Origin of the sequence: Dysgonomonas sp. UBA7710, assembly GCF_002482385.1 — a bacterium.
In the GTDB taxonomy this organism is placed as follows: Bacteria; Bacteroidota; Bacteroidia; order Bacteroidales; family Dysgonomonadaceae; genus Dysgonomonas.
On sequence record NZ_DLFW01000046.1, the window covers coordinates 50,166 to 62,676 of the forward strand.

Consider the following 12,511-nt stretch of genomic DNA (forward strand, 5'->3'; position numbering starts at 1 on the left):
TATCAGAGTAATTCTGACAGAGCTTCTTCCCGTGCCGCATTCGGTGAGCGTATGCGCATGATGTAGGACACTGTAGGGGCTATTTCAGTAGCTTTTATAGTTCTTTTTATTCTTTCGGCCTTTATATTATTACCAAAGAATATAACAGGACAGACAACCGCATTATTTCGTATCTGCTTTTCTTTGAAAGAAGCATCCTGTTCATTTACAACTTTATACCCCGGTTGTAACTCGATAAAGAGGTCACCCGAAGTTTCTTTTGTATAACCGTTTTTATAATACTCCATTACAGGATTCCATTGCCCGTGCTGTATCTGGTAAGAGGTATACACCTCTTGTACCCCTGTGAATTCGGAAACGAATTCGGCAGCTTTATCCTGTATTTCCTGTAATGATATTTGTTTTTGCTTTATTAATTCCCTATTGAGATATACCTGTCCGTTGTAGATTTTATTCACCCACTTGTTGTCCCTGCCATAAATAGCCATCAGGTACATGTTCAACAATGCTTCGCAACGATTGATATAGAATTTATTTTCAGGGATGTTTTGTCCGTCCGAATAGCTGACATCATTCGAATTATAATATCCTGTAGACGAGACAAATATTAATGTATTTTTCAGTCCCACGGTTCTCTCTACTTCATCCAGGATTTTTTCTATTTCACGATCGAGGCGGACATATACATCCTGAATTTCGTATGAATAGTCAGACCTTACGTTAGGGTAATTCCCTGCATAGAATGTGAGCGACAAAAAATCCGGGCTTGTACGCTTTCCTAATTCCGCTTTGGAGAGCACTGTCAGAGCCGTGGTTGTCACATTCTGATTTACAATGGGTGTCTGTTTTGCCAGTAAGTATGTCGCTTTGTCAGTACCCGTATGATGTGTAAAAGAAGCTTTGTTTTCCACATAAGGAAAAGCCTTATAATCACTGATGCTCAAAAGCGGAGTCCATCGCATATCCCATGCCTGAACTGAAAAACCGGAATTGCCCCGGTTATCCTGATCTACTGTCCAATAGAAGTTTTTATAATAGGTGCTGGATGCCCATTTTCCGGTATAGTCATCGACCCAGTATGCGGCATTGCCTCTCAATCCGGCAGTAATTAAAGCCTGAGATATCTGCGGCGCAAACGAATATACATCGGAAGTTCCCTTGGTCGCAAGCTTCAATTCATCGGTGATAGTCGAGGATTTGAGAGCTAAGGGAGAAACCTTATCATCTGTATAGTTGCCTAAATAGGCAGGGTCTGAAAATGTGAAGACTTCCTGCTCTTTAGCTGCCAGATACTTTTTGTTGCCTACAATACCATGATAAAATGGCGTAGCACCCGTGTAGATTGTGGCTATAGCAGAAGCATCATCGAGATATGGAAAGTCGAATTTTATATTTTGGTAAACCAAACCTTCGTTCAACAGGCGCTTGAATCCTCTTTCAGAGAAATTGTTTCGGAAAAGTTCAAGATAATCCCCCCTTAACTGGTCGATAGTAATGCCTATTACCAATTTTGGAGTCTCACGCACAGAACTTTGTGCCTGAATGGATGTAATAGTCAGTACTGCTACTAATGAGGTTATTATTCTTATCATTTTGCTCTAGGTAAGCTGTAATCAGCTTTTTTCTTAAACTTTTTTTGTTGCAATATATTCATAAACGATCTTAGCCCGATGGACAAAATGAACGGAATGAATGTCATTTCTAATTGTTGTGGAATCAAATTCCATGCCAAAAGAAACGCTAAAAGCGCCACAAAGTTAATAAAATGATAATAATAAATACACTTTGACAGTGATTTTACAAAGAATAGCAGAGCCACAATGAGTTGCAGCGGATTCAGCCATATGATATTCCAGTTTGGATTGGTACAAGGGTGTACCGAAAAGAACATAAGAAAGAAAATAATACATCCTGCTATTCCCGCAATCAGAAATAGGATTGTATCGAATGCCTTTCCTAGTCCTTTCATTTGCTTTTTATATACCAGATACGAAATAAGGATGCTGATAATCAGTAATATGATGCCGGCATACAGAGGTGTAACCGGAAAATCTTTTTCGAAAGGTTTTGCTTCCAGCAGAGTGGTTGTGGACAATAAAATATTTCTTGGGATACTGTCGCCTGTTACAGTCGCTCCTTCATAAGCATTCATCAGATAACGGGGCAGGAAATCCTTTTGCCGGTCTGTTATCACCTTGTCTGCATCCGCACCTATTACCAGATTTATTCCGAAGCGAAACCACAGCCTGCTGTTGGTACATTCTATTACTAAATCACGATATGTCTGCTCTCTATTCGTAGGTGTATATTCTATTTTTCCATTGATATATTTTTCGAAGATGTCTCTGGGACGCGTGGAACAGTTGTCGTAAAAGTAGTTATAACGGTATTCCCTGTTTTCGGGTAAACAGTTGACTAGTAATGCATCGAATATGTCCTGTTTTTCCTTTTGAGTAAGGTTAAATACTTGTTCTATTATGCCTACACCTCTTTCTTTATACTCCTGATAATACGCATTGTATGGTATCGGAGCAACCATATAATCGGTTTCCCCCTTCATAAAGAGAAATATAAAATTGGATTTGGACATATTGAATAAGCCAAAGTTAAAAGCATAATCAATGTTTTGCGCCGGGTCGCTTACACGCATTGATGTATGTCCAAAAAGGGAATAAACAGCTTCATCCCAGGGCGCATTGGTCAACAGGCTGACTTTAGCCGAGTCGCTCAATACAATTCGCTGCATTTCCTGAGCCTTTGTTTGGGCTGTAATCCCAATAATTATTGTAAGTAATAAAATGAGTTTTCGCATTACTAAAAAATTTCATTGCAAAGATAAGATATATGGTGAAAAATATATCGGAATAGATGATTCATTCGTATATAATGTTGTGAATTTTACTTAAAAAGCAACACTAAAGATTTCCAACAGGAAGTTTGAATTGTTATTATTGTTTATTTTTGTACATATTGAGTGCAGGTAAGATTTGATGTGTATAATCAAAATCATAACTTACTCTTGCTTTTTACTTATCAAAATGGTTAACAGGTCTGCGACCTTTAAAATTTAAAAGTGCTTTAATTATGAAAAGAGGATTATTTGTTATTGCTTTATTGTGTCTGGTTAGCTATATATCGGCTCAGGATATAGAGTTGGTTCCGCCTACAAAAACAGGAGGAAAACCATTAATGGAAGCGTTAAACGATCGGCAATCGCATCGTAACTTTGAATATAAAGACTTGCCGGCACAGACTTTGTCCGATTTATTGTGGGCAGCATATGGTTTCAACAGAGAAGACAAACGGACTGTGCCTTCTTCCCAGAACAAACAGGAAGTAGATGTATATGTGATGCTTAGCAGTGGTATCTATTTTTACGACGCTAAAGCAAACAAATTGGTATTGAAAGAAAAAGGTGATTTCAGAGCTGCTTTAGGACAACCGAATATTTCTGAGAATGCCTCACTTTCTTTGATTTACGTTATCAATCTGGATAAAAACAGCCGCGATGCGGGGCTGATGGACGCAGGCTTCTCCATTCAGAATGTATATCTTTACTGTGCTTCAGCCGGATTAGGTTCTGTTGCCCGTGGTTCATTCAAGAGACCGGATGTGCATAATGCATTGAAGCTGACAGATAAACAGGAGGTCGCTCTAGTGCAGGCTGTGGGATTTATTAAGTAAAACTTGCTGTATAAGGATAATTAAAAAGGCTATGAATTTTTCTCATAGCCTTTTTAATTATGTAAATCTGATAGTTCTATATTTCCAATGCACCGACTAAATCCCGGATTGAACTGATATTGTTTTTATCCAGATATTCTTTTATACCGTCCACAACTTTTACTGAAATCGTAGGATCGATAAAGTTATGTGTACCTATCTGTATTGCTGATGAACCGGCCAGAATGAACTCAATGGCATCCTGCCAGCACGAAATACCGCCCATACCAATAACCGGAATTTTCACGGCATTATATGTTTGCCATACCATTCGCAGGGCAACAGGCTTTACACATGGGCCGGAAAGGCCTCCTGTTACGGTAGATAGTACCGGACGTCTTTTGTTTATATCGATAGCCATTCCCAATAATGTATTTATCAGAGAAACAGAATCAGCTCCTTCGGCTTCCACGGCACGGGCTATTTCGGTGACATCAGTTACATTGGGGGATAATTTTACGATCAGTGTCTTGTCCCATACTTCGCGTACGGCTCTTGTGACGTCGGCAGCCGAATCGGCACATACCCCGAAAGCCATACCGCCTTCCTTTACATTCGGACAGGAAATGTTCAGCTCAATAGCCGGAATCTTATCCAAACCGAGTAGTTTTTCGGTACATTCTACGTAATCTTCGATGGTGGAGCCCGATACATTGACTATTACATTTGTATCGAAGTCTTTTATCTCGGGATAGATGTTCGAAACAAAGTAGTCGACACCCTTATTTTGCAGTCCCACAGCGTTTAACATGCCTGAAGGTGTCTCCGCCATACGAGGATAATCATTCCCCTGACGATTCCGAATAGTGGTTCCTTTTACAAAAATACCACCTATTCGCGATAGGTCAATGAAGTCCAAATACTCTTTTCCATAGCCAAAAGTACCCGATGCGGTCATAACCGGGTTCTTCAAATGTAGTTTACCTATGTTTACAGCTAGTTTATCCATGTCAACTTTTCTATATTAAATACGGGACCATCTGTGCAGACACATATATTCCCTTCGCTGGTCTTTTCCACACAACACAAACATACGCCAAACCCGCATGCCATCATGTTTTCGAGAGATGCTTCGCAGTTAATTCTATGTTCGTTTGCATACCTTGCCACAGCCACCATCATAGGCTTTGGCCCGCAGGTGTAAATGGACGAAAAACGGGTGTTTTTTAACACTGAATGGTTGGTAACATATCCCTTTTCTCCATAGCTGCCATCTTCAGTCGTGCAAAACACTTCTCCATAGCGGGCAAAGTCATCTAATTGGAGTAAATCATTCTTCGATCTTGCTCCTAAGAGAAATCTAGGGCTAAATCCTTTTTCTTTCAGGCATGCACCGAGATAGAGCATAGGGGCTGTTCCTACACCACCGCCGATAAGCAGTAATTCCTGCCCCTCTTTTTCGGTAGGGATAGAGAATGAATTACCCAGAGGAAGCAGAAGATTCACTATATCACCTTTCTTATATTCGCACATTTTACGTGTTCCGTCACCAATTGCCTGTACAAGCAGCCACAACTCATTTTTTGCTTTGTCCAAAAAGTTTACGGAAATAGGCCGGCGCAGATAGGTGGATGGAGAACCATCTACTCTTACTTCAACAAATTGTCCGGGAAACATTTCCGGTAAAGGGGAATGGTCTGTGGTGGTAAGTTTTATGAGGCAATAACTTTGGTTTAGTTGGTTGTTTTCGGTAACAACTAAATCCAGCATTTTTTTCATTTACCTTAGTTTTTTTAGAGATAAATATCTGATTCTATTCGGGTACAAAGTTAGTAAAGTTTGGGCGTACTAGAAAATTGCCGGGGCAGAATAATTTTATGATTTTTTTTTGTATCTTTATGATATCATTTACGACCTGAAACGATAGTATAACTATGGCTTTAAGTTTCAAAAACACATCATTCAGCCCCATATTCCTTAACATTAAGGATAGAGACCATTTTACGTTATAAATTTCCTGTTTCATTTATCTATTTATCATTTTCTGAAACATGCCGGTGTTTTAGTCAATGAGTTATATATACAACTGTATATACATTCTTCAATTCATAATTTATAACTTAAAATTCATAACCCATATATGGAACTACCATTTGCAGAATCATGGAAAATCAAGATGATTGAGCCGATTCGAAAAAGTACGAGAGAAGAACGTGAACAATGGCTTAAAGAAGCCGGATACAATATGTTTCAGCTAAAAGCCGAACAGGTCTATATAGACCTTATTACCGATTCGGGTACAGGAGCCATGAGCGACCGCCAATGGGCCGGCATGATGCTCGGGGATGAGAGTTATGCCGGAGCAACGTCTTATTACAATATGAAGGATATGGTGACCCGGATCACAGGCTTTGAATATGTATTGCCGGCTCATCAGGGACGTGCTGCCGAGAACGTGTTATTCTCTTGCCTGGTAAAAGAAGGCGATGTGTGTCCGGGTAATTCCCATTTCGATACCACAAAAGGGCATATAGAGTCCCGGAAAGCCGTTGCACTCGATTGTACAATCGATGAAGCAAAGGACACACAGCTCGAAATCCCGTTTAAAGGGAATGTGGATGTGAAGAAGCTGGAAGATGCCCTGATTAAATATGGCGACCGCATTCCGTTTATTATCGTTACCATAACAAATAATACGGCAGGCGGGCAACCTGTATCTATGCAGAATCTCAAGGAAGTACGCGCTTTGGCTGATAAGTATGGCAAAAAAGTGTTGTTCGACTCGGCTCGTTTTGCTGAGAATGCCTATTTTATAAAGATGCGTGAAGATGGATATAAGGATAAGTCAATCAAAGAGATATGTATAGAAATGTTTACGAATGCCGACGCAATGACAATGAGCGCCAAGAAAGACGCAATTGTAAATATGGGTGGATTTATTGCTACCCGACTGAAATCGTGGTATGATATGGCCAAGGTAAAAGGAATCGTTTATGAGGGCTTTATTACTTATGGCGGTATGAATGGGCGTGATATGAATGCACTGGCTATAGGCCTTGACGAAAACACCGAATTCGACAATCTGGAGAGCCGTATCAAACAGGTAGAATATCTGGGTAAGAAACTCGACGAGTACGGGATACCATATCAGCGTCCTGCAGGGGGGCATGCGATATTCGTAGATGCCACCAAGATACTGACTCATGTGCCTAAGGAGCAGTTTCCGGCTCAGACTCTGACTGTGGAACTATATCTGGAAGCAGGTATACGCGGATGCGAGATAGGATATATACTGGCTGACCATGATCCTGTAACGCGTGAAAACCGTTTCGATGGGTTGGACTTATTGCGGCTGGCTATTCCGAGGCGTGTATATACCGACAACCATATGAATGTGGTAGCAGCCGCATTGAAAAATATATTCGACAGAAGGGAGAATATAACTAAAGGTTTGGCTATTACATGGGAAGCCGAACTTCTCAGGCATTTTACAGTGGAACTGAAAAGAATCGGATAAAGATTATATTTTTATCAAACTCATTCATTAAGGGCGAAAGGTTTTTCGTCCTTATTTTTTATTATAAAGGTGAATTATCGGCATTGAATGTCTCAAATGTATTATCCGAGTAATAAATAATTATTTTACTGATTTTTCGTTCTGGTGTTTTCTGATATATAACAGGCTGATTTATAGTTTTTTCATATGTATTTTGAGCCTGCTCAACTATATTTTCCTTGCGATATTCTGTTTCCGGTTGGGGAATGGATGGAGATACAGAAGTCTGGGAGAATAAATCCGGTTGATTTTGGCTTGGATGAAAATTATTGGATGAAGGAATAGATACTTGATGCATAGTTGAAGTTTTTCCTCCATCAGTTTTGATCATATCGCCATTTCCGGTAAGTAACCAGTCGGGATTAATATAATTAACCTTGGATAAAATACGTGTAACCACATCCAGGCTGGGATTGTTACGTCCATTAAGGATATGTGATATAACAGCCCGTCCAAGTTGTAGCCTATCTGCAAATGCTGATGGAGTGAGATGCTCACGTTCCATTATTAATCTTATACGATCTTTCATATATAGTAATGTATATAATGATATAACAAATGTAAATAATATATTTTACAAAAGGAAATTTTATTTATTTACATTTGTCGTTTACAATTGTTTGGAACTGTTTACAATTGATTGCTTTACAAATGTATTCACATCAATATATAAATAAGTATTACTTCACATATTTTCATTAAATTATTAATAATTAATATTATAATATGCTTTATAGGCGTATATAGCCCCTAAATCCCGTTATATCCCCTACTCTATTGCTTATCATATTAAACTATAACTTTAAATATTAGTATTAATATATTGGAATATAACATATTATTGTATTTAAAATATATTATTTTAACTATATACATCCGTGTATTCTAATAGATGCAACAAATGTATATTAGCTCATAATGTTTAATACATTTTTATCTATTTACATTTGAATATTACATAATATATTCTTGAATATTACAAGTAGTATACTTATGTAAATTGAAGTTGCAATACTTTTGTATATTTATCCAGATGCCTTCCTTATATATAAATAATAAAGTTTATCTTTACATCATTAAAAAAATTAGAACTATGAAGAAGATATTTTTATTTACTCTCTTTTATTTGGCCGCCCAGATTCACGTATTTGCCTGTACAAATTTTTTAGTTGGCAAAAAAGCGTCTCTCGACGGCTCTACTATTATCAGTTATTCCGCCGATTCTTACGCTTTATTCGGTGAACTATACCATTGGCCCGCTAAAAAATGGGCTAAAGGTGATATGCTGAAAGTGTATGAATGGGATACCGGAAGATATATGGGTGAGATAGCCCAACCCGCTCAGACCTATAATGTGGTGGGAAACATGAATGAGCATCAGGTGACTATCGGTGAAACAACTTTCGGAGGACGTGAAGAGCTGGCCGATCCGGATGGTATAATGGATTACGGTAGCCTTATATATATAACTCTGCAAAGAGCGAAGAACGCACGGGAAGCGATAAAAGTAATGACAGAACTGGTAGCCGAATACGGCTATTATAGCGGTGGCGAATCTTTTTCTATTGGCGACCCCAATGAAATATGGGTACTGGAGATGATAGGTAAAGGAAAAGGAAATAAAGGCGCCGTCTGGGTAGCTGTGCGTATTCCTGATGATTGTATATCCGCTCATGCCAATCAGGCCCGTATACAACAGTTTCCGCTAAACGACCCGGAGAATTGCATCTATTCGAAAGACGTAATTTCTTTTGCTAAAGAAAAAGGCTATTACACAGGTAAGGATACTGATTTTAGTTTTGCGAAAGCTTATAATCCACTTGATTTTGGCGGACAACGTTTCTGTGAAGCCCGTGTATGGACTTTCTTCAACCGCTATAATAAAGATATGGCAAAATTTGTGACTTATGCACAAGGAAAGACACAAGAACCAATGCCTCTATACATCAAACCCGACAGAAAGTTATCAGTTGCTGATGTACAGGAAATGATGCGCGACCACTATGAAGGTACCGAACTGGACTGGACTAATGATGTAGGTGCCGGCCCGTTCAAGTCTCCATATCGATGGGCTCCTCTAACCTGGGAATCGGACTCGGTTCAGTATTGTAACGAGCGCCCTGTGGCTACCCAGCAAACAGGATTTGTTTTTACATCGCAAATGCGCTCATGGTTGCCTGATCCAATAGGCGGTATTCTTTGGTTTGGAACCGATGATGCCGATCAGACTGTTTTCACCCCTATGTATTGTTCTATAACCGAAGTGCCGGAATGCTATCGCGAAGGAAACGGCGATTTATATACTTTCTCGTGGACATCCAGTTTCTGGATTCAGAACTGGGTATCGAACATGGTATATAATAAATATAGCTATATGCACCCGGATCTGGAAAAGGTACAAAAGGAGTTGGAAAGTAAATTCTTTGCCGAACAGGACAAAACCGATAAAGAAGCTCTTGCATTGTATGAAAAATCACAGGAACAAGCTGTTCGGTTCCTTACTGAATATAGTGGAGAACAAGCACAGTATGCATTTGACAAATGGAAGAAGCTGGGCGAGTTCCTTGTTATTAAATATATGGACGGCGTAGTACGCAAGGAAAAAGACGGAGAGTTTATCCGTAATGAACACGGAAAACCATCTTCACCGCAGCGTGTGGGCTATCCGAAAGAATTTTACCGGCAGGTGGTGAAAGAAACCGGAGATAAATATAAAGTATTGTATTAAACATAATAAATAGAAAAATTTGTCATTGACTCCGCTTCGCTCTGTCGAACGTTGTTTCTGAACGGAGTGAAGAATCTAGTGTAAATTTACGAGATTCTTCACTCCGTTCAGAATGACAAAGGAACCAAACGAAAATTAATGTCTAAAAGCCTCATATATAGCCTTCTGTTTACGATAAGTATCCCCATTTTGTTTACCGCAAACCTATTTCTAGGCTCTGTATCCATTCCGGCCCACGCTATCTTCGATATATTGGCAGGAAATGAAGTTGAGAAGCAGGCTTGGGAATATATCGTGTTACAGTCGCGATTGCCACAGGCCATCACGGCACTATTTACGGGAGGAGGCATAGCTGTATCGGGATTACTGTTGCAGACAGCTTTCCGTAATCCGCTTGCCGATGCCGGGATTCTGGGTATAAGTTCGGGGGCAAATCTGGGTGTGGCACTTGTTATTTTACTGATAGGTAATACAATAGGTTCAGTCGGAGGATTCGATTTTTCTTATTCGATGAGCATCGTATTCGGCGCATTTGTGGGGGCAGCTCTCATTCTTGCCATTATTATGGGCTTTGCATCTGTTATTCGCAACAATGTTATGTTGCTGATAATCGGTATTATGGTCGGCTATCTTACATCCTCCATAATTTCCATCCTTAAATTCTGGAGTACAAGCGAAGACGCTTACTCATTTATGATTTGGGGTATGGGGGATTTTTCGGGTGTGTCTACAGAGCAATTGCCATTCTACTGCATTGTGGTAAGTATAGGTATTTTATTGTCCGTTTTATTGATTAAACCTTTGAATGCTTTGCTCTTAGGGGAAAGGTATGCTGCCAATCTGGGTGTGAATATAAAATTGATTCGCTTCCTTTTATTATTATGCGCAGGTCTTTTGACGGCAATAACCTGTGCTTTTTGCGGGCCTATTGCATTTATCGGTTTGGCAGTTCCGCATATCGCCCGTTTGCTGCTGGGAACATCCAACCATAAATCGTTGTTACCTTTTACCATCCTGATAGGCTCGGTAATGGCTCTCATATGTAACCTGATAAGTGTGCTTCCGGGCGCTTCGGGTTCATTACCTCTGAATGCGATAACTCCGATATTCGGAGCTCCGGTCATTATATATGTGATTTTGAACCAGAAAAAGATACAATATTTCAATTGATTTATCTATATAAAGTAAAATCTAGAAAGTAATGAGTAAAAAAGTAATATTACTAAAAACAGAGAAAAGTTGTATACTTTGTTACCTTTTAACTATATAAGGTTAATATAGATTAATTTTATGCATGTTTTGAATGATATATTGTTAAAATTGAAATAGAAAGAATTTGAATGATTATTACTTTTGTTACTTTTTTTAATGTTACAAGTTTTGTCGTCTCGCACCATTGCCTCGCCTTCGCTTCGGCGATTGTTAATTGGCACATCGGCAAATTTGCTAATTGACATATTGGTTTTCCGTGTTACTTCTGTTACTTTTTAACTATATATAGTTAAAATATGTAATATTATTTACAGGAAGGATGAAATTTAAGATGAATAAAAAAGCGATAATATCTGCACGAAACATAGGCATAGGTTATGCAAAAACGAAGCATAGAGACAAGACTGCTCTGTATGAAGATTTGTCTTTTGACTTGTATCAGGGAGAACTTGTATGCCTGATTGGTGCTAATGGAGCAGGTAAATCCACTCTGTTGCGTACAATCAGTGCTTCACAACCCAGCTTGCGTGGTAGTATACTTTTTGAAAATAAGGATATAAATGCTTATTCTGAAAAGGAGTTATCACAATTATTAGGCTTGGTGTTAACGGACAAGACTTCAGCGGGAGGGTTATTGGTCAGGGAATTAGTCGAATTGGGACGATATCCTTACACCGGATTTTTCGGTCAATTGACAAAAGAAGATAAAGAGATAGTGCAAAAGGCCATGGAGGATGTCTGTATCGTACATAAAGCAGATGTATATGTAGCCGAATTATCGGATGGCGAACGGCAAAAGGCTATGATAGCCAAAGCATTGGCGCAACAATGTCCGGTTGTCTTATTAGATGAGCCTACCGCGTTTCTGGATATTGAGAGCCGCATAGAAGTAATGAATCTGCTTCACAGCCTGACCATGAATCAGGGTAAAACAATACTACTGTCTACTCACGATATAGATATGGCCTTGCTCCTCGCCGACCGTTTATGGCTATTGTCGCGAGAAAAAGGATTGACTGGCGGAGTAACAGAAGATATTGTATTATCCGGTACAATGGACAACTTCTTTAAGGGCGATAATATTCTTTTTGATAAGAATTCAGGGAATTTTTTACCGAATAGGGAAAGCCGCAGAAAGGTATATTTGCAGGCAGAGGGATATCTATATCACTGGACCAAAAATATGCTGGAAAGACATGGCTTTGGTGTGTCTAATGAAGAGAATAGTACCTTATTTTCAATAATAGTTGATTCGGCTGTTTCCATCAGGATAGTAAAGAAAGATGGAACTGGAGAAAAGCTGTACAATTATGAGGAGCTTTCGAATTATTTATCCGGATTACAGTAATTTG

General features: G+C 39.2%; 10 protein-coding genes. 5 read left to right on the forward strand and 5 right to left on the reverse strand.

Features of this window, described 5'->3' with window-relative positions; all coding sequences use genetic code 11:
- Positions 1-2: 2 nt before the first annotated feature.
- The gene (locus B3317_RS15585) at positions 3-1,592 is read right to left on the reverse strand and encodes an alkaline phosphatase family protein (protein WP_291113264.1); all 1,590 of its coding nucleotides are present in this window, start codon (positions 1,590-1,592) and stop codon (positions 3-5) included.
- A complete protein-coding gene (locus B3317_RS15590; RefSeq protein WP_291113265.1) occupies positions 1,589-2,812 on the reverse strand; it encodes a DUF4105 domain-containing protein in 1,224 nt (407 codons plus the stop codon). The genes B3317_RS15585 and B3317_RS15590 overlap by 4 nt, the downstream gene beginning before the upstream one ends.
- Positions 2,813-3,084: 272 nt before the next feature.
- On the opposite strand from B3317_RS15590, the gene B3317_RS15595 reads away from it, so the two are divergent.
- The gene (locus tag B3317_RS15595) at positions 3,085-3,684 is read left to right on the forward strand and encodes a SagB/ThcOx family dehydrogenase (RefSeq protein ID WP_291113267.1); all 600 of its coding nucleotides are present in this window, start codon (positions 3,085-3,087) and stop codon (positions 3,682-3,684) included.
- Positions 3,685-3,760: 76 nt separating this feature from the next.
- On the opposite strand, the gene B3317_RS15600 is transcribed toward B3317_RS15595, so the two are convergent.
- Together B3317_RS15600 and B3317_RS15605 are read right to left on the reverse strand one after the other, a co-directional pair.
- On the reverse strand, positions 3,761-4,672 hold the full coding sequence (locus B3317_RS15600; RefSeq protein ID WP_291113269.1) for a dihydroorotate dehydrogenase: 912 nt from the start codon (positions 4,670-4,672) through the stop codon (positions 3,761-3,763).
- Positions 4,660-5,442 (reverse strand): dihydroorotate dehydrogenase electron transfer subunit, encoded by a 783-nt coding sequence (locus tag B3317_RS15605; protein ID WP_291113271.1) that lies wholly within the window; start codon positions 5,440-5,442, stop codon positions 4,660-4,662. Before B3317_RS15605 ends, B3317_RS15600 begins: the two co-directional genes overlap by 13 nt.
- Before the next feature lie 361 nt (positions 5,443-5,803).
- On the opposite strand from B3317_RS15605, the gene B3317_RS15610 reads away from it, so the two are divergent.
- Positions 5,804-7,180, forward strand: a complete 1,377-nt coding sequence (locus B3317_RS15610; protein WP_291113273.1) for a tryptophanase — start codon at positions 5,804-5,806, stop codon at positions 7,178-7,180.
- A 61-nt stretch (positions 7,181-7,241) separates the two neighbouring features.
- On the opposite strand, the gene B3317_RS15615 is transcribed toward B3317_RS15610, so the two are convergent.
- Positions 7,242-7,748, reverse strand: a complete 507-nt coding sequence (locus B3317_RS15615; protein ID WP_291113275.1) for a helix-turn-helix domain-containing protein — start codon at positions 7,746-7,748, stop codon at positions 7,242-7,244.
- Positions 7,749-8,312: 564 nt separating this feature from the next.
- On the opposite strand from B3317_RS15615, the gene B3317_RS15620 reads away from it, so the two are divergent.
- The 3 genes from B3317_RS15620 (at position 8,313) to B3317_RS15630 (ending at position 12,507) form a co-directional block, all read left to right on the forward strand.
- A complete protein-coding gene (locus tag B3317_RS15620) occupies positions 8,313-9,947 on the forward strand; it encodes a dipeptidase (protein WP_291113276.1) in 1,635 nt (544 codons plus the stop codon).
- Between the two features lie 138 nt (positions 9,948-10,085).
- Positions 10,086-11,117 carry an iron ABC transporter permease gene (locus tag B3317_RS15625; protein WP_291113277.1) on the forward strand — a complete coding sequence of 344 codons (1,032 nt, stop codon included), beginning with the start codon at positions 10,086-10,088 and terminating at the stop codon, positions 11,115-11,117.
- 373 nt (positions 11,118-11,490) lie between these two features.
- The gene (locus tag B3317_RS15630; RefSeq protein ID WP_291113278.1) at positions 11,491-12,507 is read left to right on the forward strand and encodes an ABC transporter ATP-binding protein; all 1,017 of its coding nucleotides are present in this window, start codon (positions 11,491-11,493) and stop codon (positions 12,505-12,507) included.
- The last annotated feature ends 4 nt before the right edge of the window (positions 12,508-12,511 follow it).

Bases quoted from the DNA above. Each gene is read 5' to 3' on its own strand.
- B3317_RS15600 (WP_291113269.1), bottom strand. From the start codon at position 4,672: ATGGATAAACTAGCTGTAAACATAGGTAAACTACATTTGAAGAACCCG.
- B3317_RS15605 (WP_291113271.1), bottom strand. From the start codon at position 5,442: ATGAAAAAAATGCTGGATTTAGTTGTTACCGAAAACAACCAACTAAAC.
- B3317_RS15595 (WP_291113267.1), top strand. From the start codon at position 3,085: ATGAAAAGAGGATTATTTGTTATTGCTTTATTGTGTCTGGTTAGCTAT.
- B3317_RS15625 (WP_291113277.1), top strand. From the start codon at position 10,086: ATGTCTAAAAGCCTCATATATAGCCTTCTGTTTACGATAAGTATCCCC.
- B3317_RS15615 (WP_291113275.1), bottom strand. From the start codon at position 7,748: ATGAAAGATCGTATAAGATTAATAATGGAACGTGAGCATCTCACTCCA.
- B3317_RS15610 (WP_291113273.1), top strand. From the start codon at position 5,804: ATGGAACTACCATTTGCAGAATCATGGAAAATCAAGATGATTGAGCCG.
- B3317_RS15585 (WP_291113264.1), bottom strand. From the start codon at position 1,592: ATGATAAGAATAATAACCTCATTAGTAGCAGTACTGACTATTACATCC.
- B3317_RS15590 (WP_291113265.1), bottom strand. From the start codon at position 2,812: ATGCGAAAACTCATTTTATTACTTACAATAATTATTGGGATTACAGCC.
- B3317_RS15620 (WP_291113276.1), top strand. From the start codon at position 8,313: ATGAAGAAGATATTTTTATTTACTCTCTTTTATTTGGCCGCCCAGATT.
- B3317_RS15630 (WP_291113278.1), top strand. From the start codon at position 11,491: ATGAATAAAAAAGCGATAATATCTGCACGAAACATAGGCATAGGTTAT.